Annotated in this window: 20 protein-coding genes; 5 read left to right on the top strand and 15 right to left on the bottom strand. The window is 64.8% G+C overall.

Annotated elements, in window-relative coordinates:
* Positions 1-164 precede the first annotated feature (164 nt).
* Positions 165-998 carry an S-formylglutathione hydrolase gene (fghA, locus tag RMO57_RS17580; protein WP_310388841.1) on the bottom strand — a complete coding sequence of 278 codons (834 nt, stop codon included), beginning with the start codon at positions 996-998 and terminating at the stop codon, positions 165-167.
* The gene (locus tag RMO57_RS17575) at positions 995-2,101 is read right to left on the bottom strand and encodes an S-(hydroxymethyl)glutathione dehydrogenase/class III alcohol dehydrogenase (RefSeq protein ID WP_310388862.1); all 1,107 of its coding nucleotides are present in this window, start codon (positions 2,099-2,101) and stop codon (positions 995-997) included. The genes fghA and RMO57_RS17575 overlap by 4 nt, the downstream gene beginning before the upstream one ends.
* 213 nt (positions 2,102-2,314) lie before the next feature.
* Here RMO57_RS17575 and RMO57_RS17570 point away from each other — a divergent pair, with 213 nt between their 5' ends.
* Positions 2,315-2,716, top strand: coding sequence for a response regulator (locus RMO57_RS17570; protein ID WP_310388839.1), 402 nt, complete (start codon positions 2,315-2,317; stop codon positions 2,714-2,716).
* Between the two features lie 24 nt (positions 2,717-2,740).
* Here the strand turns inward: RMO57_RS17570 and RMO57_RS17565 are convergent, their stop codons facing one another.
* The 6 genes from RMO57_RS17565 to RMO57_RS17540 form a co-directional block, all read right to left on the bottom strand.
* Positions 2,741-5,464: a response regulator gene (locus RMO57_RS17565; RefSeq protein WP_310388838.1), complete on the bottom strand. Its 2,724-nt coding sequence runs from the start codon at positions 5,462-5,464 to the stop codon at positions 2,741-2,743.
* The gene (locus RMO57_RS17560) at positions 5,461-5,913 is read right to left on the bottom strand and encodes a response regulator (protein WP_310388837.1); all 453 of its coding nucleotides are present in this window, start codon (positions 5,911-5,913) and stop codon (positions 5,461-5,463) included. Before RMO57_RS17560 ends, RMO57_RS17565 begins: the two co-directional genes overlap by 4 nt.
* 16 nt (positions 5,914-5,929) lie before the next feature.
* On the bottom strand, positions 5,930-8,311 hold the full coding sequence (locus RMO57_RS17555; protein ID WP_310388836.1) for an ATP-binding protein: 2,382 nt from the start codon (positions 8,309-8,311) through the stop codon (positions 5,930-5,932).
* Positions 8,312-8,362: 51 nt separating this feature from the next.
* Positions 8,363-8,938: a biliverdin-producing heme oxygenase gene (locus RMO57_RS17550; protein WP_310388861.1), complete on the bottom strand. Its 576-nt coding sequence runs from the start codon at positions 8,936-8,938 to the stop codon at positions 8,363-8,365.
* An 80-nt stretch (positions 8,939-9,018) separates the two neighbouring features.
* The gene (gshB, locus tag RMO57_RS17545) at positions 9,019-9,963 is read right to left on the bottom strand and encodes a glutathione synthase (RefSeq protein ID WP_310388835.1); all 945 of its coding nucleotides are present in this window, start codon (positions 9,961-9,963) and stop codon (positions 9,019-9,021) included.
* Between the two features lie 13 nt (positions 9,964-9,976).
* Complete coding sequence (locus RMO57_RS17540; RefSeq protein WP_310388833.1) at positions 9,977-11,143, bottom strand: benzoate/H(+) symporter BenE family transporter; 1,167 nt, start codon at positions 11,141-11,143, stop codon at positions 9,977-9,979.
* A gap of 89 nt (positions 11,144-11,232) precedes the next feature.
* Here RMO57_RS17540 and RMO57_RS17535 point away from each other — a divergent pair, with 89 nt between their 5' ends.
* Positions 11,233-12,006 carry a class II glutamine amidotransferase gene (locus RMO57_RS17535; RefSeq protein WP_310388831.1) on the top strand — a complete coding sequence of 258 codons (774 nt, stop codon included), beginning with the start codon at positions 11,233-11,235 and terminating at the stop codon, positions 12,004-12,006.
* Positions 12,007-12,082: 76 nt separating this feature from the next.
* Here the strand turns inward: RMO57_RS17535 and RMO57_RS17530 are convergent, their stop codons facing one another.
* Positions 12,083-13,933 carry a potassium transporter Kup gene (locus RMO57_RS17530; protein ID WP_310388829.1) on the bottom strand — a complete coding sequence of 617 codons (1,851 nt, stop codon included), beginning with the start codon at positions 13,931-13,933 and terminating at the stop codon, positions 12,083-12,085.
* Positions 13,934-14,085: 152 nt separating this feature from the next.
* Positions 14,086-15,360, bottom strand: coding sequence for a glutamate--cysteine ligase (gene gshA / locus RMO57_RS17525; protein WP_310388827.1), 1,275 nt, complete (start codon positions 15,358-15,360; stop codon positions 14,086-14,088).
* 124 nt (positions 15,361-15,484) lie between these two features.
* Between gshA and RMO57_RS17520 the strand changes: the two genes are divergently transcribed.
* On the top strand, positions 15,485-15,886 hold the full coding sequence (locus tag RMO57_RS17520; RefSeq protein ID WP_310388824.1) for a response regulator: 402 nt from the start codon (positions 15,485-15,487) through the stop codon (positions 15,884-15,886).
* A gap of 86 nt (positions 15,887-15,972) precedes the next feature.
* Here the strand turns inward: RMO57_RS17520 and amt are convergent, their stop codons facing one another.
* The 3 genes from amt to RMO57_RS17505 are packed head-to-tail and all read right to left on the bottom strand — an operon-like array spanning position 15,973 to position 18,615.
* On the bottom strand, positions 15,973-17,499 hold the full coding sequence (gene amt, locus RMO57_RS17515) for an ammonium transporter (RefSeq protein WP_310388822.1): 1,527 nt from the start codon (positions 17,497-17,499) through the stop codon (positions 15,973-15,975).
* Between the two features lie 12 nt (positions 17,500-17,511).
* Positions 17,512-17,850, bottom strand: a complete 339-nt coding sequence (glnK, locus tag RMO57_RS17510; RefSeq protein WP_263532403.1) for a P-II family nitrogen regulator — start codon at positions 17,848-17,850, stop codon at positions 17,512-17,514.
* Positions 17,851-17,889: 39 nt separating this feature from the next.
* The gene (locus tag RMO57_RS17505; protein ID WP_310388819.1) at positions 17,890-18,615 is read right to left on the bottom strand and encodes a TorF family putative porin; all 726 of its coding nucleotides are present in this window, start codon (positions 18,613-18,615) and stop codon (positions 17,890-17,892) included.
* Positions 18,616-18,856: 241 nt separating this feature from the next.
* On the opposite strand from RMO57_RS17505, the gene RMO57_RS17500 reads away from it, so the two are divergent.
* The gene (locus RMO57_RS17500) at positions 18,857-20,368 is read left to right on the top strand and encodes a YifB family Mg chelatase-like AAA ATPase (protein WP_310388817.1); all 1,512 of its coding nucleotides are present in this window, start codon (positions 18,857-18,859) and stop codon (positions 20,366-20,368) included.
* A 70-nt stretch (positions 20,369-20,438) separates the two neighbouring features.
* Here RMO57_RS17500 and RMO57_RS17495 read toward each other — a convergent pair whose 3' ends face one another.
* Positions 20,439-20,969 (bottom strand): PEP-CTERM sorting domain-containing protein, encoded by a 531-nt coding sequence (locus RMO57_RS17495; protein WP_310388815.1) that lies wholly within the window; start codon positions 20,967-20,969, stop codon positions 20,439-20,441.
* A 113-nt stretch (positions 20,970-21,082) separates the two neighbouring features.
* On the opposite strand from RMO57_RS17495, the gene RMO57_RS17490 reads away from it, so the two are divergent.
* Positions 21,083-21,241 (top strand): hypothetical protein, encoded by a 159-nt coding sequence (locus tag RMO57_RS17490; RefSeq protein WP_310388813.1) that lies wholly within the window; start codon positions 21,083-21,085, stop codon positions 21,239-21,241.
* A gap of 241 nt (positions 21,242-21,482) precedes the next feature.
* Here RMO57_RS17490 and RMO57_RS17485 read toward each other — a convergent pair.
* A partial coding sequence (locus RMO57_RS17485; protein WP_310388810.1) for a vitamin B12 dependent-methionine synthase activation domain-containing protein occupies positions 21,483-23,860 on the bottom strand: 2,378 nt, incomplete at its 5' end.

Genomic DNA, 23,860 nt, shown 5'->3' with positions numbered 1-23,860 from the left:
GCCGCTGTGGGCGCCCTGGAAGGCGAGCAAGCGGCGCGCGATGGCGGCGCTGAACATGCTGATGCAGCTGTGCCATGACGACGGTCAGCCGCTCAACGACACCGCGCTGCGCGATGAGTGCATGACGATCTTCCTGGCCGGCCACGCCCTGCACCTGCGCTTGGTCAGGCGAGCAGCTGCGCCGCATGATGGCGCAAATGGTCATCGATAAAACTGGCAATGAAGTAGTAGCCATGGTCGTAGCCGGCATGCCGCCTCAGGGTCAGGTCTTGCCCGGCGACCATGCAGGCCGCCTCGAAGGCCTCGGGCATCAGCTGCGTCGACAGAAAGGGATCGGCCAGACCCTGGTCGATCAAGATGCCGGCGGGGAATGGCGCTCGGGTCTGTGTCAGCATCAGGGCGCTGGCATCATGGCCGGCATGATCTGCCGCCAGGTAGCCGGCAAAAGCCTTTTGCCCCCACGGGCATTGCAGCGGCGCGCAGATCGGTGCAAACGCCGACACCGAGCGGAATGCGCCGGGATGGCGCAGCGCCAGCGTCAGGGCGCCGTGGCCGCCCATCGAATGCCCGCAGACACCGCTGCGTTGCGGCGCTAGCATCAATTGCTGCTGCACGCCCGGCAACAGCTCTTCCATCAAGTAACTCTCCATGCGCCAATGCTTGGCCCAGGGGTGCTGGCTGGCATCGAGATAGAAGCCCGCACCGACACCGAAATCCCAGCTGTCGGCCTCGCCAGCCACCGCGGCGCCGCGCGGGCTGGTGTCGGGCGTCAGCAGGGCCAGGCCCAGCTCGGCCGCCAGCCGCTGCGCGCCGGCCTTGATGGCAAAGGTTTCCTCGCTACAGGTCAGCCCCGCCAAATAGACCAGCAAGGCGCGCGGCTGGGGCGGCACAAACAGCCCGAAACGCATGGGCAGGCCGATCTGCGCGGACTGATGGCGATAGAAGCGCTGCTGGCCGCCGAAGCAGCCATGCTCGCTGAGCAACTCCAGATCCTTCAAAACTCCACCACCGCACGGATCGACTCGCCGCGCTTCATCAGTTCGAACCCCTCATTGATGCGCTCAAGTGGCAGCTTATGGGTGATCAGATCGTCGATATTGAGCTTGCCGTCCATGTACCAGTCAACGATTCTCGGCACATCGGTGCGACCACGCGCGCCGCCAAAGGCCGAACCCTCCCATTTACGCCCGGTCACCAGCTGGAACGGCCGGGTGCTGATCTCGGCGCCGGCCTCGGCCACGCCGATGATGATGCTGCGGCCCCAGCCCTTGTGCGTGCATTCCAGCGCGTCACGCATCACCTGGGTGTTGCCGATGCACTCGAAGCTGTAGTCGGCGCCGCCGTCGGTCAGCTGCACGATCTCGTCCACGACATTTCCAACATCTTTGGGATTGATGAAATGCGTCATGCCGAACTTGCGGGCCATCGCCTCGCGAGCTGGGTTCAGGTCGACGCCGATGATCTTGTCGGCGCCCACCATCTTGGCGCCCTGGATCACATTCAGGCCGATGCCGCCGAGGCCGAACACCACCACATTGGCGCCCGGCTCGACCTTGGCCGTGAACAGCACCGCGCCGACGCCGGTGGTGACGCCGCAACCGATATAGCAGACCTTGTCAAACGGCGCATCCGGGCGGATCTTGGCCAGCGCGATACCGGGCACGACGATGTGGTTCGAGAACGTGGACGTGCCCATGTAATGAAAAATGGGCTGGCCGTTGATCGAGAAGCGCGAGGTCGCGTCGGGCATCAGGCCGCGCCCCTGGGTCGAGCGGATCGCCTGGCAGAGATTGGTCTTGCGCGAGAGGCAGAATTTGCATTGCCGGCATTCGGGCGTGTAGAGCGGAATCACATGATCGCCCGGCTTCAGCCAAGTGACGCCTTCGCCGACTTCGAGCACGATGCCCGCGCCTTCGTGACCAAGGATGGCGGGAAAGATGCCCTCGGGGTCGGCGCCGGACAGCGTGTAGTAATCGGTGTGGCAGATGCCGGTCGCCTTGACCTCGACCAGTACCTCACCGGCCCGCGGGCCGTCGAGTTGCACCTCTTCAATCGTCAGGGGGGCGCCGGCTTTCCAGGCGACGGCGGCGCGGGTTTTGATCATGGGTGGGCTCCGGGTTGCGACGAGTGCATCCTAGCTGAGCCCCTCCGACGGTTGGTGGCCACCCCATGTTTGCATGAAGCTTTCGCTGCCAGCGCGAATCGATTTTGACTACCAACGCAAATTTCCAATCTACATTACGGCCATGCCTTTTTGTCCCTGCCCGCATGAGCCCTGGGCTCTTGCACGCACAACCCGCCTGGAGCGCCCGTTTTGATCTCGTCTCCCGCCCACGCCCCCCCCGCCAGCGGCGCCCTCAAGCTGATCGTCGTGGACGACGCCCGCGACAACGCCGACACCTTGGCCGAGCTGCTGCGACTTGACGGCCACCAGGTGCGGGTGGCGTATGACGCCCGCTCGGCCAGCGCAGCCATGGCCGAGGACCCGGCCGATTGCGTGCTGCTCGATGTGCAAATGCCCGGCACCACCGGCACCGAGCTGGCGGCCACACTGCGGCAGCTGTACGGCGCCGACGTGATCCTCATCGGTGTGACCGGGATCCAGGGGCTCGACCCTTTGGTCGACGCCCGCATCGCGGACATGGATTACTGCCTCGTCAAGCCGGTCAGCTCGAAACAACTGCGGCGGTTGTTCCCGACGCGGCCGGCGGACTGACTGGCCCGCATGACACGCGCGGGGTCAGTGCCCCGCCCCCTCGTCGGCTGACGCCACACCGCGCAGCAAAGCGGAGAGCGCAGCGCGGCTGGCGGGCTTGGTCAAGTGGGCGTCGAAGCCGGCCTCGCGCGTGCGGCGGCGGTCGTCTGCATTGCCCCAGCCGCTCAAGGCCACCAGCAGCGTGTGTGCAAAGTGGGGCTGGCGGCGCAGCGCCTGGGCCACGTCCACCCCGGCCAAGCCCGGCAGCCCGAGGTCGCAGAACACCACGTCGGGCCTGAAGCCTTCAGCCACCACCAGCGCTTGATCCCCGGCGTGGGCGAGGCGCACCTCGTGCGCGTCGAGCGCCAGCAGCATCGCCAAGGACTGCGCGGCGTCGACGTTGTCGTCAACCACCAGCAGCTTCAGCGACCGCGCAACGCCACCGGCCGGTAGTGGTATCGGGGTCGGGGTCGGCGCTGCCGTGTCCTCGGCGGGCGGCAGCTGCGGCATCGCGAGGGTGAAGCAGCTGCCCAGGCCGGGCCCGGCGCTGGCGGCGTGCACGTCGCCGCCGTGCAGGCGCATGAGGCTGCGCACCAAGGCCAGGCCGATGCCCAGGCCGCCCTGCGAGCGGTCAAGGGTGCGATCGACCTGCGTGAAGATGTCGAACACGCGCTCGATCATCTCGGCCGGAATGCCGAGGCCGTCGTCCTGCACGGCGAGGCGCGCGCTGCCGATGGCACCATCACCTCCATCACCGCTCACCGTCAGCGTGATGTGGCCGCCGGGGTCGGTGTACTTGCAGGCATTGCGCAGCAGGTTCGACACGGCCTGCACCAGGCGCATCGCATCGCCCAGCACCGGCATCGGGCCGGGCGGCAGCGCCAGCGTCAAGCGGTGGCCAGCCCGCTCAAACGGCTGCTGGCATTCCTGCGCCGCCAGCCGGGCAATCTCGCGCAGGTCGACCCGCTCGCGCTGCAGCTGGAGCTTGCCGCTGGCGATGCGCGAGACCTCCATCAAGTCGTCGATCAAGCGCACGAGCTGGTTGAGCTGGCGGTTCATCATGCCGATCAATCGCTCACGCGTCGGGGCTTCGTGGCCGACGCGGGCCAGCAACTCCAGCCCGCTCTTGATCGGCGCCAGCGGGTTGCGCAACTCGTGGGCCAGCGTGGCGAGGAAGTTGTCCTTTTGCTGGTCGCGGTCAACCAAGGCCTGCTCGGCCAGCTTGAGGTCGGTGATGTCGATGACGGCGCAGGTCACGCCGGTGAGCGCCCCACCGGCATCGCACAGCGGTTCGACCAGCAGCCGGTAAAAGATCGCCACGCCGTGGTAGTGAATGACCACCTCGCGCCGCTGCCCGACACCGGTCTGCAGCACCTGCTGCTTCAGAGCCATGACGGCCTCGGCTTCGTCGGCACGCTCCATCAAATCGGTATCGAGCTTGCCGACCACCTGCGACGCCTCAAAACCCAACGCCGGGTTGTAGATCCAGGTATAGCGCAGCGCCATGTCCTGCTGGAACAGCACCACGCCGGAACAGTCCAGCGCCAGTTGCAGGCGTGCGGCCACGCTCCGGGTGGCGTCGTCGGCAGCCCGCTGCTCGGTCACGTCGCGCGACACTGCCAGCAGTTGTTCGGCCAGGCCGTCGTGGCCGGGGATGGCAGTCACCGCCACGTCCCACCAGCGCGGCGTACCCTTGGCCGTGGGGCAAAAGCCGGTGAAACGGCCAATGCCGCCGGCGCGGGCGGTGGCCAGCGCCGCCTCGGCCTGCGCCCGCAGGCCACCGGACTCCCACAGGCTGGCCCATTCGCTGCCTTGCAGTGCGGCAAAGTCGCCCACTTCCATCAGCCGCTGGCCGTTGTCGTTCATCCACATCAAGCGGCCGTCGAGCGTCAAGCCCTTCATGCAGTCGGCACTGGCGCCGACCACACTGCGGGCGAACGCCTCGCTGCCTGCGAGTGCCGCCTCGGCGGCCTTGCGCGCCGTGATGTCACTGGCCGCACCGAACCACTCGCGCACGCTGCCGTCCACATCGAGGACCGGTACCGCGCGCGAGGAGATCCAACCGAGGGTGCCGTCGGGCCGCCGCACGCGGTGCTCGAGCGAGAAAAGCGCTTTGTTGGAGACAACTTCAGCGATGGCCTGCCGGACGCGGGCGTGCTCATCGGCCGGCACGTTCTGTTCCAGCCAAGCCCAGCGCTCGAGTGGCACATCGGTGCTGGCGACCAGCGCACGGCCGACCAGCGGATACATCAACGACCAGTCGGCGGACATGCGGTACACGATGTCGGACGTGGCCAGTGCCAGCGCCTGGAAGTGCTGCTCGCTGGCTTGCGCTGCGGCGGTTTGCTGGCGCAGGTCACGGGCCATCGCCCAGCGCTCGGCGGCGTTCTCGACCGCCCGCACCAGCACTTGCGGGGTCAACCAGCCCTTGCCGACGTAATCGTGTGCACCGGCGCGCAGCGCGATGCGCCCGGTTTCGGTGCTGTCGGCCCCGGTGAACACAACCACCGGCCAGCCGGGCGCCCCGTCGCTGCCCCGGATGGCGGCCAAAAACTCCGGCGCATCCATGTCCGGCAGGTTGTAGTCGAGCACGATGCAACGGTGCAGCGCGGTGGACCAATCGGCCAGCGCGCGGAGGCCGTCGGCACCGGTCTGCGCTTCGGTGAAGGCATAGCGGCGGTCCGAGCCCTTCAGCAGCAGCCGGCGCGCCTCGGCCCGGTCGTCCGGGTTGTCGTCGATGATGACGATGTGCCACAGCTCGCGCGTCACGGAGCCACCCCGGGCGACGTGGGCTGGAGCACATCGACGAGCCAGTACTTGAGCAGCCCCGCCAGCAGTTGCAGATGCTCGGGGTAGCGCATCGGCTTGACGTGGTACGCGTTGACACCGTACTGGTAGCACAGCGCGACATCGACCGGGTTCGCCGACGTCGTCAGCACGGCGACCGGGATGGTCTTCAGCAGCGGGTCGGCCTTGATTTGCCGCAGCGCTTCACGGCCGTCGGTGCTGGGCGTATTAAGGTCCAACATCAGCAACGCGGGCCGCTCGGCAGCGCCACGGCGCAGCAGTGTCAGGCATGCGTCGCCGTTGCTCACGCGGTGCAGCCGTGCCGGCGGGCCGGACAAGCCGAACAAACGCACCGCCTCGCGCACAGTGTCGTAGTCGTCGTCCGAATCTTCGAGCAAGAGGATGTGCGGGCCGTCCGGGGCGAGGTTCACGTGTGGGGTCGACATATCAGGCGGCAGTGGCTGCGCTGAGGGTGAACAAGAAGGTCGTGCCCTGCCCCGGCGTCGAGTGCAACCACACCTGCCCGCCGTGCCGCTCGACGAGCTTTTTGACGATGGTCAGGCCGGTGCCATTGCCGCCGCCGTAGTCGTCGCGGCCGTGCAGGCGCCTGAACATCTTGAAAATCTGCTCGACGTGGTGCGGCGCAATGCCGATGCCGTTGTCCTTGACGTAAAAAACCGGCAACCCGGCGGTGCCGGCCGGCCGTTCTGCACCGGCACCGGCACCGGCACTGGACGGGCCGGCCCGGTCGCAACCGATCTCGATGCGGCAGACCGGCTGGTCGTTGTACTTCAGCGCGTTGGAGAGCAGGTTGACGAAGATTTCGCGCACCCGCACGCGGTCGCAGGTCACCTCGGGCAGCACCTCTGCCACGCTGATCTCGCACGGCCGCTCCAGGCGCCGCGCATCGACCATCTCCAGCGCCTCGGCGACCACGCTGTTCAGGTCGGTCTGCTCCATGTCCAGCGCCATCCGGCCGACGCGCGAAAAGTGCAGCAGCGAGTCGAGCAGCGCGTCCATCCGGAGCGTCAGCCGCATCAGACTTTCGAGCTTGTTGCGGCCCTCGCTGCCCGGCGCCAGCAGTGATTCTTCGAGCAACTGGTGGGCGTGCTTGTAGATGCCGCGCAGGGGCTCCTTCAGGTCGTGGCTGGCCACGTAGGCAAACGCGTCGAGCTCCTCGTTGCTGCGCGCCAGGTCGATGTTCAGCTCGGCCAGCCGCTCGGCGCGGCTGACCACCAGCTCCATCACCAGCACCCGAAAGCGCAGCGCCAGCGCGACATCGACGTCCAGCCACGGCAGCGAACGCCCGGCCACCGATTGCGCAAACAGCTCGAAGCTGCGCCGCGGCGTCAGGCGCAGGCCGTGCGGCCCGATGACCTTGGGGTCGTACTCGGGGTCGCCGCGCCACTGCACGGTCTGCATCGTCTGCGCGCGAAACCACAGCAGCAGCGTGCCCCGGCTGGCCGCAAGCGGCAGGGCCAGCAGGCCGCTGGCCACGTCGCTGTAGGCGGCAGCTGCGGGGTAGTCGGCCGCCAGCCGGTCGGTGACGAACACCGGCCGGGTGTCGTCGGCAAACTCGTGCCGGCCATCCAGCCACTGCGCCAGCGCATCCAGCGCAGCATCGGGCGGCGTCGGGCCGACGCGCCACCAGCGGCCGTGGTGGTAGAGCGCCACACTATCGGCCTGGACGGCTTCGAGCACGGTCGGCGCGCCGTCGGTCATGGCCGTCAGCCCGCCTTCTTGCGAGGCCTGCGCGATCAATTGCTGGTGGATCGCTTCGCGGCTCAGGCGGTAGGCCAGGTGTTCCTGCTGTTCGATCGCCTGGTGCTGCAGCGACACCACCTGCGCGAGCAGTTCGCTGGCGGCGCGCACCTCGAAGGGCAGCCGCGCCGCGCCGCTGTAGTGGTGGCAGGCGATCAGGCCCCACAGTTCGTCGCCGCGACGCAGCGCCATCGTCAGGCCGGCCGTCACGCCCATGTTCTGCAGGTACTCGGTGTACATCACCGACGCGCCGCGCAAGGTGCAGTGGGTCATCAGCAAAGGCCGGCCGGTGTGCGGGTTGACCAGGGGCACCATTTCGGCCAGCGCGCCGTTCACGTCGGGCGTGGGCCGGATCCAGACCCGCTTGAACACCTCGCGCGCCGGGGCCGGGATGTCTTCGGCCGGGTAGTGCATGCCGAGCCAGGGGTCAAGGCCAGCGCGCGCGCTTTCGGCAAACACCTCGCCGTGGCCGTCGGGGTGGAACTTGTAGACCATGACGCGGTCGAGCCCGGTCAGCTCACGAATCTCGTCCACGGCGATGCTGCAAAAGTGCAGCAGGCCCGTCGCCTGGCGCAAGCGCCCGACCGCCTTTTTGACCAGCGCATAACCATGTTGCGCCTGCGCCTCGGCGGCGGGGAGGGTCGGCTCGAACTCGACCAGGGCCAGGCCGTCGAGGGTGTGCATCGAGACATCGAGTGCTGGCGCCCCGTCGCTGCCACCAGCGCCCCGGCCGGGCAGGGTGAACAGGCGCAGCGGGTTGGCGTCGGTCGCACCGCCGGCCATCGACGCCCGCAACTGCGCCGCACCGGCCTCGCCGACGACGAGGCCGATGGGCTGGCCGAGCAGGGCTTCCGGCGCGAAGCCCAGCAGCGCCGCGCTGTTTTCGCTGGCCTGCAGGATCACCAGGTCGTCCGGCCGCAGCACCAGCAGCACACCGTGCGCCTGGATGCAGCCGGGCGTCTGCACCGGCTCGGCATCGCAGTTGCTCAACGTCACGCCGTGCCGCTTGATGCTGTAAGCACCCCCCTCCCAGGGCAGCGGCGCGGTGGCGGTGGCAGGCAGGGTCATGGCGGTCCTTTCAAAGGGTCAGGGAAGCAGGCCGTGTGGTCAGCGCGGGCTTCATGCGGCAGGCCCGCGCAGGCACCAGTGGCGCAGCGAGCGAAAGGTGGCGTTGGCGGATTCGACGACAACATCCGCAATGCCAGGGTTCACCGCAAAGCCGGCCAGCGCGGCCCGGAAGGCACGCCACAGCTCGGCGGTGTGCGCGCCGTTGCCGTGGAAAAAGCGGGCGCCCGACTCCGGCGTGAGGCCGAGCGTGCGCTGCACGTGCCGACCGATGACCACGCCGCCCAGCGTGGCGCCTTCCAGCACGTACAGGCAGCCCATCGCCTGCGCCGGTGTGTGCAGCGGCGGCAGCGCGGTGCACACCGCCAGCGTATCGGCGGCCGGCCCGCCCAGCGCCAGCAGATCGGCCCGCAACAGGGCCAGCTTGCGCCGAGCCTGCAGATCCAGCCCGCCGGGCGGCGCAAGCCCCAGCACGTCCGCCAACCGGGCTTCGACCGGCGCATAAAAACCGCAATAGCGTTCGAGCAGCTGCCGGTAGTGGGCCAATTCGAGGTCGTCGCCCATGATGCCAAGCGTGCCTTCCATCGCGATGTGCTCCGCGCGGGTTTCGGCCTTCAGCCGATCGAGCACATCCAGCAAAATGACAGTCTCCACAGGCATTGGTCCTTGTCCCTTGTGTTGATCATTCGGCCGCCAAGCTCGCAACACGTTCAAAGCGCCGTTTCCAGCGCATCAATAAACATCTTGGCCACATCAAAGCCGGTTTGGTCGGTGATCTCCTGGAAGCAGGTCGGGCTGGTGACGTTGACCTCGGTGAGGCTGTCGCCGATCACGTCCAGCCCCACCAGCAACAGGCCGCGCGCCGCCAGGATAGGGCCGGCGTGCGCGGCGATTTCGCGGTCACGCGCGCTGATGGGGCGCGCCACGCCCTTGCCGCCGGCGGCCAGATTGCCGCGCACCTCGCCGCCCTGCGGGATGCGCGCCAGACAGAACGGCACCACCGCGCCGCCAATCACCAGCACGCGCTTGTCGCCGTCCGTGATGGCGGGCAAGTAACGCTGCACCATGACGGTCTCAGTGCCGCCCTTGTTGAGGGTTTCGATGATGGCACCGAGGTTCATGCCGTCGGCGCCGACACGGAAGATGCCGGTGCCGCCCATGCCGTCCAGCGGCTTCAGGATGATGTCGCCCTGCTCGGCGTGAAAGGCGCGGATGGCCGCCTCGCTGCGCGTCACCAGGGTGCTGGGGCAGAACTGCGGGAACTGCATCAGCGCCAACTTCTCGGGATGGTCACGCAGCGCTTGCGGCTTGTTGAAGACGCGTGCGCCCTCGCGCTCGGCCTGCTCCAGCAGATGGGTGGCGTAGAAAAACTCGCTGTCAAAGGGCGGGTCTTTGCGCATAAGCACGGCGTCGGTCTCGGCCACCACCAGATCGATCCGGGCGCCCACGGCAAACCAGTTGATGGCGTCGCCGGTCAGCCTGATGGCGCGCGCTTGTTGCGCCAGCACGCGCCCGCCCGAGCGCCAGATCAGATCCTGCGGTTCACAGGCAAACAAGCTGTGGCCGCGCTTGGCCGCCTCGCGCATCATCGCGAAGGTGGTGTCTTTGTAGATCTTGAACGACTCCAAGGGGTCGGCCACAAATAGCAATTTCATCTTTTCGGTCCTCTTATTTCGAACGCAAGTGTTGCACCAATAGCGCCAGACTGCCGGCGACGACACCCCAAAATGCCGAACCAATGCCGGCCACCGAGAGGCCCGACAAGGTGACCAAAAAGGTCAGGCAGGCGGCGTCGCGGTGCTTTTCTTCTTTCAAGGCGGTGGCCAGCCCGCCGGCGATGGTGGAGATCAGGGCCAGCCCCGCGACCGCCGCCACCAACTCGCGCGGAAAGGCCACCAACAGCCCCACCACCGAACCGCCGGCCAGGCCGACAGCAATGTACACAAGGCCGGCCGCCATTGCCGCGGTGTAGCGGCGCGCCGGGTCGGCATGTGCCTCGGGGCCGCTGCAAATGGCCGCCGTGATGGCGGCTAGGTTGAAGGCAAAGCCGCCAAACGGCGCCATTACCAAGCCCGCCAGGCCGGTCACGGTGATGCTGGCGGAGACGGGGATGCGGTAACCCGCCGCACGCTGCGCGGCCACGCCGGGCAGATTCTGCGAGGCCATCGTCACCAGAAAAAGCGGCAAGGCCACGCCCACCAGGGCGGCCAGGCTGAGTTGCGGCGTGGTCCAGACCGGCTGCGCCCAGGCCCATTCCACCGCGTCCATCTGCAAACGACCCTGCGCGGCCGCCACCATCACCCCGGCCAGCAGCACGCCCGGCACCGCGTAACGCGGCCACAGCCGTTTACCCAACAGGTAGGCGGCGGCCATCACCAGCACCAGCAAGGGTGCGGACTTGACCGACAGCACCGCATCAAGGCCAAAGCGGGTCAGCACGCCGGCCAGCAAGGCGGCCGCCACGGCCAAGGGGATGCGGTCCATCACCCGCGCGAACCAACCGGTCAGGCCAAACAACAAGATCAAGCTGGAGCTGAACAAAAATGCGCCGATCGCCTCGGGCATGGAGATGCCGGAGGTGGCGGCGATCAGGGCCGCGCCCGGCGTCGACCAGGCGGTCAGAATGGGCAAGCGGGTCCAATAGGACAGGCCCAGGCTGGTCACGCCCATGCCCAGACCCAAGGCCCAAATCCAGGAGCTGGTTTGGGCGGAGGTCGCACCGAGCGCCTGCGCGGCCTGAAAAATTATCGCCACCGAGCTGGTGAAACCCACCAAGACGGCGACAAAGCCGGCCATAAGGCTTGAGACTGAGAGATCATTGAGGCAACGCTTCATAAGCACAGCATAGCTGCATGGGCAGCCAGACACAGACCCGCACGGCACCGCTGGGTTTGCGTATTAGTTATTGAAAGGGGCTAACGCCGATGTGCAGATTTCTCGCCTATTTGGGGCCGTCGATCTTCTTGGATGAGTTGGTCTGCAAGCCGCAGCATTCGCTGGTGCGCCAGTCGCTGCGGGCTGATCAGGCCAAGGCCGTCACCAATGGCGACGGCTTCGGTGTCGGTTGGTACGGCGAGCTGACGGCGCCGGGCATTTACCGCGAGGTGATGCCGGCCTGGTCGGACGAGAACCTGTTGGCGCTGTGCAGCAATGTGCGCTCGCATCTGTTCTTCGCCCATGTACGCGCCGCCACCGGCACCGGCATCGCAAGGCAAAACTGCCACCCGTTCCGGTACGGCCCCTATCTCTTCATGCACAACGGTCAGATTGGCGGTTATGGCCAGGTTCGCCGCGCCATGGAGTCGCGGCTGCCGGATCATCTGTATGCCGAGCGCAAAGGCGCCACCGACTCGGAACTGCTGTTCTTGCTCATCATCGCGCGCATCGAGGCGGGCCAAAGCGTCACGCAAGCGGTCAGCCAGATCCTCAATGAGACGCTGGCGATGATGCGGGTCTTGAACATCCACGAGCCGCTGCGCTTTGCCGGTGCCCTGGCCGACGGCCGACAGGTGCACGCGTTTCGCTACTCCAGCGACTATCGCGCGCCGACACTTTATCTACGCCAGGACGGCGGCAAGGGCTTGGTGGTGGCCTCAGAGCCATTGGCCGACGAGCAGGACGGCTGGACCTTGATCGAGCCGGGCAGCGTCGTGCACTTGGGTGAGGCCGGGCTTAGCAGCAGCGAAGCCTTGATGTGAGGGCGGTCTGCCACTCGCTGAATCAGTTGGCGGCAGAGCTACTCGCTTCGCTCGGGCGGTCTGCCACTCAAGGTCATTAGATCTCGACTTTTGACCCCAACTCGACAATCCGGTTGGTCGGCAAGTGCAGGAAGTCGGCCGCGGCGGCCGCATTGCGGTGCATGCTGGCGAAGAGCTTCTCGCGCCACATCGCCATGCCGCCGTTACCGATGGTGGGGATGACGATGTCGCGCGACAGGAAATAGCTGGTCTCCATCTCCTCCAAGATGACACCGTTCTGTTCCAGCAGCCGCAAGGCTTCGGGTACATCGGGCTCGTTCTTGAAGCCGAAATGTAGGCTCACGGCCCAGCATTGGTTGCCCAAGGCGACCACCTGCACGCGCTTGTCGAAGCCCACCCACGGCACCTCATGGTGCTTGACGGTGACGAACAGGTTTTGCTCGTGCAGCACCTTGTTGTGCTTCAAATTGTGCAGCAGCGCATTCGGCGTGACGCCGGCCTCGGCCGACAAAAACACCGCCGTGCCCTCGACCCGCACCGGCGGACTCAGGAATACCGCGTCGAGGAAACTCTTCAGGTCGATGGCATCCTCACGCAGCTTGTTGCTGAGCGAGCGCCGGCCCTGCTTCCAGGTCAGCATCAAGGTGAACATGCCGATGCCAATCATCAACGGGAACCAGCCGCCCGCAACCAGCTTCAGCATGTTGGAGGCCAGGAAGGTCAGGTCGATGACGAAGAAGAAGCCGGTCGCGGCCACACACAAGGCCAGCGGGTACTTCCAGCCGTAGCGAATGACGAAGAAGGTCATCACCGTGGTGATGGTCATGTCGATGGTGACCGCAATACCGTAGGCGCCGGCCAGCTTGCTGCTGGAGCCGAATAAAACCACCGCCAAGATGATGAAGACAAACAGTCCCCAGTTGACGAAGGGCACATAGATCTGGCCGGTGTCACGCTCGGAGGTGTGCAAGATCCGCATGCGCGGCAAGATGCCCATTTGCACCGCCTGCTTGGTGACCGAAAACGCGGCCGTGATCAAGGCCTGCGAGGCCACCACGGCGGCGGCGGTAGCGAGCAAAAAGAGCGGAATCTCCGCCCAGGCCGGCGCCAAATTGAAGAACGGGTTGATGACCGCTGCAGGTTGCTCCAGGAGCATTGCGCCTTGGCCGAAGTAATTGACCACCAAGGCCGGCATCACAATGCTGAACCAGGCCAAGCGGATCGGCCTTTTGCCGAAATGACCCAGATCGGCATACAGCGCCTCGCCTCCGGTCACCACCAGCACGACCGCGCCCAGCGCCACAAAGGCGGCCCATTTGTGCGCCAAGCAAAAATCCATGGCATAGATTGGATTGACGGCCACCAGCACATGCGGATTCTTCAGAATGTGTGGCAAGCCCAGCAGCACCAGGCTGCCGAACCACAGCAGCATGACCGGGCCGAAAGCCTTGCCAATGCCGCCGGTACCCAGGCGCTGCACCGCAAACAGGCAGGCCATCACGATCAGCGTCAGGGGCAGAATCAACTCGTGCAATTGCGGTGCATAAACATCTATGCCTTCGACGGCGCCCAGCACGGTCATCGCGGGAGTGATGACCGCGTCGCCGTAGAAAATCGCTGTGCCGAACAAACCCAGCAGCATCAACTTGCGGCGCAGCGCCGGCTGGTCGTTGACGGCATTGGTGGCCAGCGCCAGCATCGCGATCAGGCCGCCTTCACCGTTGTTATCGGCACGCAGGATCAGCAACACATATTTGATCGAGACGATGATGGTCATCGTCCAGAACAACAGCGACAGCACGCCGAGGATGTTGTCATGCGTCGGCAGGATGTGGCCACCGTGGAACACCTCCTTCATCGCATACAGCGGGCTGGTGCCAATATCGCCATAAACGACGCCCAGAGCGCCAAGGGTCAAACCGGCCATGGCCGTTTTCGAATGGCCTCCCGATGGTGCAGTATTTGAAGAACTCACGTGGTGTTGCCGCGCGCGCTGCGCCATCAAGCCAAAAGCGCTATTCTGCGCCCACTTTGCTGCACCGCGTCAAAAGGAATGCGCAGATGTCTCGGCAACCCGACTCAGGCGTAGATTTCGGCCTCGGGGTCGGTCACTTCCAATTCATAGCTGGCCGCCACGGCGCCCAGGCGCGCGATCACGCCATACATATAAAAGCGGTTCGGGCCGCTGGAGCCGGGTTTTTCACCCAGGCGCGGCAATTGTGAGGCCTGCGAGAACGCCAACGGTACATAACTGGCGCCAGGCGCGTTGAGGTTTTCGTCTACGCCGCGGTCGGCATGCACGCGGTAAAACCCGCCCACCACGTAACGGTCCATCATATAGACCACCGGCTCGGCCACTGCGTCGTTGACCCGCTCGTTGGTGACCACGCCCTCTTGCACCAGCAACTGCAGCGGCTGCTCGGACTGCGGGTAGCTGCTCATTTTGCCGGTCAGCTCCTTGGCATCTCGCACCGTGAGAATGCCCGCCCCTTGCGAGCCTGCGTCGGGCTTGATCACCACGAACGGCTTCTCCAAAATGCCGTATTCCTTGTATTTGCGTCGCGTCTTGCTCAGCACCGCATCAACTTGTGTCTGCAGCGCCTCCAGCCCCGGGCCGGCGCGCAAGTCCTGACCAGCAACGGCGACCGTCAGTGGGTTGATCAACCAATGATCCATGCCCAAGAGTTTGGAAAACTTCTTCGCCACCTCTTCATAGGCCTTGAAATGCTGGCTCTTGCGCCGCACCGCCCAACCGGCATGCAGCGGCGGTAACAAATACTGCTCGTGCAGATGTTCGAGCACCCGTGGCACACCGGCCGCCAAGTCGCTGTTCAGCAAGACCGTGCAGGGGTCGAAGTCCTTCAGCCCAAGCCGGCCCCGATTTCGAAGCAGCGGCTCGACCGTCAAGCTGCTGCCATCGGCCAGACTCAATGTCGTCGGCTCGGTGATGCTGGGGTCGAGCGAGCCCAGCCGCACGTTCAGGCCGGCTTGCGTGAAGATACGCTTGAGCGTGGCCACATTGCTCAGATAAAAGCTATTTTGAGTTTTGCTCTCCGGGATCAACAGCAGATTCTTGGCCTCGGGGCAAATTTTCTCGATCGCGGCCATGGCCGCCTGCACCGACAGCGGCAGCATGTCTTGCGTCAGGTTGTTGAAACCGGCCGGGAACAAATTGGTGTCCACCGGCGCCAGCTTGAAGCCGGCGTTACGCAAATCGACCGCGCTGTAAAAAGGCGGCGTGTGCTCCATCCATTCGAGTCTGAACCAACGCTCAATGGCCGGCATGGACTCCAGCACGCGCTGTTCCAACTCATTGATGGGGCCAGTCAGTGCGGTAATGAGGTGGGGAACCATAGGTGTACTCGAAACGGAATTGCCTGATTCTAGAGACAAGCGCACATGGGGCCGTTGTTCTGAAGGCCAAGGCCGGCCGAACCAGCCTATGCTTGCGCTTATCACTCCCAAGGTTCGCCACCTGATGTCAAAAATACTTGTTGTTGAAGACCACGCCGACATCAGGCGCCTAGTGCGCTGGGCCCTAGAAGACAGCGGCCACGTGCTTTACGAGGCCCCCAATGGCGCGCTAGGCCTGGAGTTGGCGCGCACCGTGCACCCTGATTTGGTCTATCTCGACGTGATGATGCCCGGCGGCTTGGACGGCATCGAGGTGTGCGCGCAGCTCCGCAAAGATCCGACCCTCGCACACACCTTGATCGTGATGCTGACCGCCGATGCGGCGCCGCAGACAAAAGCCAAGTCCTTGGCGGCCGGTGCCAATTTCTTTTTGCCCAAGCCATTCAGCCCGGCCAAGTTGCTGGAGCTGACCGAAGTGTTGCTGAAGGCCAGACCCAAGCCGGAGACGCTGCCTGAGCGCGAATAAAAATGGCTGCCATCAGCCAGTGATGAGGCAGCCATTTGCATGCACAGCGAAGCCCTGCAAGGGCCTCGCCTCAAGCGCCTTACGCCTTACTTGTGATAAGCGGTCTCGCCATGCGAGCTGATGTCCAGGCCTTCGCGCTCTTCTTCTTCGGTCACGCGCAGGCCGATCACCAGATCCACCAGTTTGTAAGCCGCTAAAGAAACCACGGCCGACCAGACCACGGTCAAGCCCACCGCCTTGGCCTGAATCCAGACTTGGCCCGCGATCGAGTACGCCTCTTGCGTCACCATCGTGACCGTCACCCAGTCGCCCACCAAGCTCGGGCCGCCCAGGGCCGGTGAGTTGAACACGCCGGTCAGCAAGGCGCCGACGATGCCGCCGACACCGTGCACGCCGAACACATCCAGCGAGTCATCGGCACCGAGCAACTTCTTCAGTCCAGTAACACCCCAGAGGCAGGCAAAGCCGCCGATGAAGCCGATCACCAGGGCACCGCCGATACCGACGTTACCGGCCGCCGGCGTCACCGCCACCAAGCCCGCCACCGCACCGGAAGCCGCTCCCAACATCGAAGCCTTGCCCTTCAGCAGCGCCTCACCCAAGCACCAGGCCAGCACGGCCGCAGCCGCAGCCACCAGCGTGTTGATGAAGGCAAGTGCGGCGAAGCCATTGGCTTCCAAAGCAGAGCCGGCGTTGAAGCCGAACCAGCCCACCCACAGCAACGACGCACCGACCATCGTCAGCGTTAGGCTGTGCGGCGTGAACGCCTCCTTGCCGTAGCCAACGCGCTTGCCAATCATGTAGGCACCGACCAAGCCGGCCACCGCTGCATTGATGTGCACCACGGTGCCGCCGGCAAAGTCCAGCGCACCCATTTGCCAGAGGAAACCGGCCTTGGCGTTCATCTCATCGACCACACCGGCTGCGCTGTAAGCGTCCGGGCCCATCCAGAACCAAACCATGTGCGCGACCGGCAAATAGCTGAAGGTGAACCACAGCGCCAAGAACATCAGCGCGGCCGAGAACTTGATGCGCTCGGCAAAGGCGCCAATGATCAAGCAAGCGGTGATGCCGGCAAAAGTGGCCTGGAAGGCGGCAAAGACGATCTCGGGAATGACCACACCCTTGCTGAATGTGGCCGCATTGGCGAAGGTGCCGGCCGCGTTGTCCCAGAGGCCCTTCATGAACAAGCGGTCGGTGCCGCCGATAAAAGCATTGCCTTCGGTGAACGCAAAGCTATAGCCATACAGCACCCACAGCACGACGATCATCGAGAACGCCACCATCACCTGCATCAGCACCGACAGCATATTTTTGCTGCGCACCAAGCCACCATAGAACAGGGCAAGGCCGGGTATCGTCATCATGATGACCAGCAGCGTCGACAACATCATCCAACTGGTGTCGCCCTTGTTGGGGACGAGTGCCGGCGCGGCGGCCGCGGCGACCTCGGCCGGCGCGGCGGCGGCCACCACCGCGGGCAGCTCTGCGGCGGATGCGGCCGTCATCGCGGCGCTAACGGCAGGCGCCGAGGCAGTCGCCTCTTGTTGGGCCCAGGCGGCCGGTGCGAGCACTGCAGCGGTCAGGACCAGGCAGGCGAAAAGCTTTTTCATGTCGATATCTCCTCAGAGGGCTTCGTTGCCGGTCTCGCCGGTGCGGATGCGCACCACCTGGTCCAGCGGCGAGACAAAAATCTTGCCGTCGCCGATCTTGCCGGTGCGTGCGGCGGCCTCAATGGCGTCGATCACCTGCTCAACCACGGCGTCGTCCACGGCGGCTTCGATCTTCACCTTGGGCAAAAAGTCCACCACGTACTCGGCGCCGCGGTACAGCTCGGTATGGCCTTTTTGGCGGCCAAAGCCCTTCACCTCGGTGACGGTCAGGCCCTGCACGCCAATGGCACTGAGGGCTTCGCGAACTTCATCCAGCTTGAAAGGCTTGATGATGGCTGTGATCAATTTCATGTTGTCTATCTCCGATTTCTAATGGTTTTTTGGGGGCGGTCAGAAGACTTTCTTGACCGACACCACCAGGCCGTCTTTGCCCAGGTTCTTCAGGGACGGGCCACCCACATAGACGTCCGTGTTGGTGCCCACGTAGGCCGCGCCGAAGGTAAAGCCGGCGTAGTCCTTGTTCAGCGTCAGCGAGTAGTCGGTGTAGCTGGCGGCGCTGGTGTTCTTGACCCTTTGATAGCCGACATGCGGCACAACGGTGAAACCGCCGCCGATATCAAAGCTGGCCGACACGTCCACATAGCCGCTGCCCTTGCTGTCGGCAGTACCGAACAGATTGGTCACACTGTGCGAGTACTTGGCCGTCACCGGGCCGAAACTCAGCGCACCGTAGATTTCGGTCGTGTCCGCTCTGGGGTTCAAGTCATTGCCAGGGTAGATATAGGTCAGCGCGCCAAAATCCAACATCAAGCCGCTGGCAATCTCGGTCTTGTAGCCACCGTAGACGTCAATTTCCGCATTCGCACCGCCGTTGAAGGGTGCGTCCTTGATCCATTTGATGGTCGAGGCCCAGGTGCCCAGATAGAAACCGTTGGCGAAGGCGTAATCGGCGCCGCCCTGCAAGGCCGGGTCAAGCCGCGACTGCGACAAACCCCGGTAACGATAGTCCGAGGTCAGACTGACGTTGAAAGACAGAGGGCTGGCAGCCTCTTCGGCTACAGCGGCGCTGGCAGCAAACGTCAAGGTGAAGGCAAGGGCAGCGAGGATCAACTTCATGGCGGACTTCCTGTTTTGGGGGATTTGTCGGGACTTGGCGATTACTCAGCAGCTTTCGTGCCAAGTCGACTTTGCCCCGCCCTCCCGAAACAAAGGCCTGTTTGCACCAAATTGGCTCGCCGCCGTCAATGCACCCCGCAGGTGCGCGCACCGTTGTTGTGCGCAATGACCCAGTAGCCCCTTGGCCGTGCACAATCAGCGAGCTGGCCCCGGCGCCTACGGGGCCCTGGGAGGATAGGCAATGTCATTGGCCATTGTTCACAGCCGGGCCCTGGACGGCTTAAGCGCTTCATCTGTCAGCGTTGAGGTCCACTTGGCGAACGGCCTGCCCTCGTTCACTCTGGTGGGACTCGCTGAGACCGAGGTCAAGGAGTCACGCGAGCGCGTGCGCGCGGCGCTGCAGAACAGCGGCCTGAGCTTTCCCCATAACAAACGCATCATCGTCAACCTCGCCCCGGCTGAATTGCCCAAGGAGGGCGGGCGCTTTGACCTGCCGATCGCCTTGGGTCTGCTGGCCGCCAGCGATCAGATCGACGCGGCTCGCCTGGACGAGTTTGAATGCGCCGGCGAGTTGTCGCTGGGCGGCGAATTGCGCCCGGTGCGTGGCGCGCTGGCGATGAGTCTGGCGCTACGCCAAGAGCAATCCAGCCGCAGCCTGATCCTGCCCGAGGCCAGTGCGGCCGAAGCGGCCTTGGTGGCCGGCATCAAGGTCTTGGGCGCCGCTCATTTACTGGACCTGGTGGCAGCCCTGGTGCCGGGCAGTGACGCGCCCTTGTCGCCGGCGACGCCTTTGCCCCTTGTGCAAGCACCCGCTCAGCCCGATTTGAGTGATATCAAGGGACAAGCCGGTGCAAAGCGCGCGCTGGAAATCGCCGCCATTGGGGAACATAGCTTGTTGATGGTGGGCCCGCCCGGCACCGGCAAGTCAATGCTGGCGCAGCGCCTGGCCGGCTTGTTGCCAGCCATGAGCAATGAGGAGGCCCTGGCGTCGGCTTCGGTATTGAGCCTGGCCGGCCAGTTCGAGGCGGCGCGTTGGGGGCAACGCAGCCTGCGCAGCCCGCACCACAGCGCCTCCAGTGTCGCGCTGGTCGGCGGCGGCTCGCCGCCTCGTCCGGGTGAAATCTCCTTGGCCCTGCATGGCGTTTTGTTTTTGGATGAGCTGACCGAATTCAATCGAGCTGCCCTGGAGGCTCTGCGTGAGCCGATGGAAACCGGCCGCATCTTGATTTCGCGTGCGGCGCGGCAAGCTGAATTCCCCGCGCGCTTCCAATTGGTGGCCGCCATGAACCCCTGCCCTTGCGGCCACCTCGGCAACCCGCTGCAGGCCTGCCGCTGCAGCCCCGATCAAATAGCACGTTACCAAGGCAGACTCAGTGGCCCGTTTCTGGATCGCCTTGACCTGTTGATCGAAGTGCCGATGATTCGGCCGAGCGAGTTGGCCGGCATGGCGGGCGGAGAAAGCAGCGCCACCGTCGCCACCCGGGTGGTGCTGGCCCGCGAGCGCTCACTCACCCGCCAGGGCTGCAGCAATGCGCGCTTGGCGGCGCAGCAACTCGATCAATACATTCGGGCCGAGCCGGCGACGCTGGCATTTTTACAAAAGGCGGCCAGCCAATTGAGCCTGTCCGCGCGCGGCTATCACCGCCTGCTGCGGGTGGCGCGCAGTATTGCCGATTTGGAGGGCTGTGTCTGCGTGACATTGGCGCAAATGGCCGAGGCGATTCAGCTTCGGCGCGGCCTGCGCGCGATGTGAACCCACAAAGAACAAGGGGCGCGTCCTGCGACCCGCCCCCCTGTGTCTCAACAACGCGATGCGCTTGCTGTTAACCCCGACGACGACGGCGTTGCCCCAGCAAACCCAAGACGGCCAGCCCGGCAGCCAACAACGCGGCACTGCGTGGCTCAGGCACCGGGTGGCTCACCCCCAGGGTCGAGGCCCCGAAAGACGGCGAACCCAAACCGTTGAACGTCCAAGCATGCGCGCCGAAATGCGGTACCGATGGCAATTGATGATCATCAATGCCGGACATGGAGAAGGTGCCGAGGGTCGACGCCATAAAGCTTCCCGTCAAGTAGTGGGGCGCCTCGCGGGTTTCGCCGTGCGGCCCGTCCAAGTGGGTGTACCAGACATCAACGGTCCACTTGTCGGCCGCCAGCGTGGCCTTCATTTCAACCTCCCAGTGCATTCCCGTATAAAAATTGCCGCCGCCCGCCGCGTCCCAGACCCACGCGATTTGCAGATCGGTCACCGTATCGATGCCGGGCACCACAAACACGGCGGCCTGCGCTTGCTGCGCAAGACCACCGGCAGCCAATGCGGCCGCCAAAATCGTTGAACGAAACAATGTATTCACTGCTATCTCCCAAAAGTTGGTTGAGGGGCGCTTAGAGTAAAGCCCGCAAGTTCACGCGCCTACCCCTAGCATGTGGGGCCTCAAAGCAAGCAGCGACAACAGCGCGCGCCTACTTGGCCGGCCTTGCCGGCACCTCGGGCGTGCTGCGGCCGCCGCTGTTCAATGCTGTCTCGACCGGGACCAGCGACGCCAGCGCTTTGGCTACACCCGCCCGGCAGGGCACCACCCGGCAAGACCAACACCGCTACGCCTCCGACGGCAATCTGCACTGATTTCATTCCAAAAACTCGTCAAATCCCAGGCGAGGGGATCTACGCATCCCAAAGCCGAACCGTAGCATGCAGGGGCAGCTGAACCACCCATCCCTGGCCGTCTGTTACTTCGACTTACAGCGGCACTGCGGTTGAGCAAAAAGGCTGCCGCGCCGCCCTACGAAAAACAAGTCAACGGTTAGCTCCACGCCAACCGTGCCGCTACGCGCATCAACAGCATCCCTGCCGTCGCGCTGCTGCTTTACAGCAGCGGCGCCAGCGCCCGGTCGGCCGCCTCGCGGCTCAGCTGCATGCGCTCGGCCCAGTCCTGCACCTGGTCCGCGCCGATACGCCCCACATTGAAATAGACCGCGTCCGGGTGAGCAAAATAGAAGCCCGAGACGCTGGCGGCCGGCGTCATCGCCATGCTGTCGGTCAGGCCCATGCCAATTTCTTCGGGTGCCAAGACCCGGAATAGATCGCGTTTGACCAGATGATCGGGGCAGGCCGGATAGCCCGGCGCCGGGCGGATGCCGCGGTATTGCTCTTTGATCATTTGCTCGCTGCTCAGCGCTTCGTCCGCCGCATAGCCCCAAAACTCTGTGCGCACGCGCTGGTGCAGGCGCTCGGCAAAGGCCTCGGCCAAACGGTCGGCGATGGCCTTGAACATGATGGACGAGTAGTCGTCGAGGTCGGCCACAAACTGCGCTTCTTTCTTCTCGGCACCCAAGCCGGCGGTGACAGCAAACAAGCCGATGTAGTCCGGCACAGTGCCCTTGGGGGCAATAAAGTCCGACAGACAACGGTTCGGCCGCCTGACCCCGTCCACCACCGGCCGCTCCGACTGCATGCGCAGGCCATGCCAGGTCATCAAGACCTCGCTGCGGCTCTCGTCGGTGTAGATCGCTATGTCGTCGTCACCCACCTGCGCGGCCGGATAGAGGCCGAACACGCCGCTGGCGGTCAACCAGCGCCCGGCGATCAGGCGCTGCAGCATCCGTTTGCCGTCGCTGAACACACGCTGCGCTTCCGTGCCGACGATCTCGTCCTTCAGGATCGCCGGGAAAGGCCCGGCCAGATCCCAAGTCTGAAAGAACGGCGCCCAGTCGATGGTCTCGGCCAGCTCGGCCAGGTCGTAGTTGCGGATCACCCGGCGGCCAATGAACTTGGGCACCGGCGGCGCATAACTGGCCCAGTCGACGGCGTGCTTGTTCGCCCGCGCCTGGTACAGGCTGACCATGGCCGTCTGCTTCTTGTTGGCATGCAGATGGCGCACCTGGTCGTAGTCGACCTTCAAGTCGGCAATGAACTTGGCGGCGCGCTCGTCGCTGAGCAGGTCGCTGCAGACGCCGACGCTGCGCGAGGCATCGGGCACATAAACCACCGGCCCCTCGTAATGCGGCGAAATCTTCACCGCCGTGTGGACGCGGCTGCAGGTCGCGCCGCCGATCAACAGCGGCGTCTGGCGCGAGCGGAAATGCTCGTCGCGCTGCATCTCAGCCGCCACATGCTGCATTTCTTCCAAGCTCGGCGTGATCAAGCCGGACAGGCCGATGATGTCGGCGCCCTCCTCCTTGGCGCGCTTCAGGATGTCCTGACAGGCCACCATCACGCCCATATTGACGACCTCGAAGTTATTGCACTGCAGCACCACGGTGACGATGTTCTTGCCGATGTCATGCACATCGCCCTTGACCGTCGCGATGACGATCTTGCCCTTGGCCTTGGCCTCGCCGCCGGCAGCCACCAGCGCCAGCTTCTCGGCCTCAATGTAGGGCAGCAAATGCGCAACGGCCGACTTCATCACCCGCGCCGACTTGACCACCTGCGGCAGGAACATTTTGCCGGCGCCGAAGCGGTCACCGACCACGTTCATACCGGCCATCAAGGGCCCTTCAATCACATGCAGCGGCCGCCCGCCGCTGGCTTGAATGGCTTGCCAAGCCTCCTCGGTATCGGCGGTGATGAACTCGGTGATGCCGTGCACCAGCGAATGGCTGAGCCGCTCGTTGACGTCACCGGCGCGCCAGGCGAGGCGCGCCGTGTCGTCGATCGACATGCCCTTGGCGCGTTCGGCCACTTCGATCAGACGTTCGCCGGAATCTGGACGGCGGTTCAACACCACATCCTCGACCCGCTCGCGCAGCTCGGCGTCGAGGTCGTCATAGACGCCCACCATGCCGGCGTTGACGATACCCATGTCCATGCCGGCCTGGATCGCGTGATACAGAAAAACCGTGTGGATGGCCTCACGCACCGGGTCGTTGCCGCGGAAGCTGAACGATACGTTGGAGACGCCGCCGCTGACCTTGGCGCCGGGCAGGTTCTGCTTGATCCAGCGCGTCGCCTCGATGAAGTCAACCGCGTAGTTGTTGTGCTCCTCGATGCCGGTGGCGATGGCAAAGATATTCGGGTCGAAGATGATGTCCTCGGGCGGAAAGCCCGCCTGCTCGACGAGGAGCTTGTAGGCGCGTTCACAGATCGCGACCTTGCGCTCGGTCGTGTCGGCCTGGCCCTGCTCGTCGAACGCCATCACCACTGCCGCCGCGCCATAGCGGCGCAGCAGCGTGCCATATTTGATGAACTCGGCCTCGCCTTCCTTCATGCTGATGGAGTTGACGATGGCCTTGCCCTGCACGC

The sequence above is a fragment of the Roseateles sp. genome (assembly GCF_031397715.1).
GTDB lineage: Bacteria > Pseudomonadota > Gammaproteobacteria > Burkholderiales > Burkholderiaceae_C > Paucibacter_A.
The sequence above is the reverse complement of the archived record's forward strand: the minus strand, read 5'-3'. Positions and strand labels throughout refer to the sequence as shown.

Excerpts from the sequence above, each read along its gene's own strand:
- glnK (WP_263532403.1), bottom strand. The coding sequence starts at position 17,850 with ATGAAATTGATCACAGCCATCATCAAGCCTTTCAAGCTGGATGAAGTT.
- amt (WP_310388822.1), bottom strand. The coding sequence starts at position 17,499 with ATGAAAAAGCTTTTCGCCTGCCTGGTCCTGACCGCTGCAGTGCTCGCA.
- RMO57_RS17530 (WP_310388829.1), bottom strand. The coding sequence starts at position 13,933 with ATGGCCGGTTTGACCCTTGGCGCTCTGGGCGTCGTTTATGGCGATATT.
- RMO57_RS17505 (WP_310388819.1), bottom strand. The coding sequence starts at position 18,615 with ATGAAGTTGATCCTCGCTGCCCTTGCCTTCACCTTGACGTTTGCTGCC.
- RMO57_RS17500 (WP_310388817.1), top strand. The coding sequence starts at position 18,857 with ATGTCATTGGCCATTGTTCACAGCCGGGCCCTGGACGGCTTAAGCGCT.
- gshB (WP_310388835.1), bottom strand. The coding sequence starts at position 9,963 with ATGAAATTGCTATTTGTGGCCGACCCCTTGGAGTCGTTCAAGATCTAC.
- RMO57_RS17520 (WP_310388824.1), top strand. The coding sequence starts at position 15,485 with ATGTCAAAAATACTTGTTGTTGAAGACCACGCCGACATCAGGCGCCTA.
- gshA (WP_310388827.1), bottom strand. The coding sequence starts at position 15,360 with ATGGTTCCCCACCTCATTACCGCACTGACTGGCCCCATCAATGAGTTG.
- RMO57_RS17535 (WP_310388831.1), top strand. The coding sequence starts at position 11,233 with ATGTGCAGATTTCTCGCCTATTTGGGGCCGTCGATCTTCTTGGATGAG.
- RMO57_RS17555 (WP_310388836.1), bottom strand. The coding sequence starts at position 8,311 with ATGACCCTGCCTGCCACCGCCACCGCGCCGCTGCCCTGGGAGGGGGGT.
- RMO57_RS17540 (WP_310388833.1), bottom strand. The coding sequence starts at position 11,143 with ATGAAGCGTTGCCTCAATGATCTCTCAGTCTCAAGCCTTATGGCCGGC.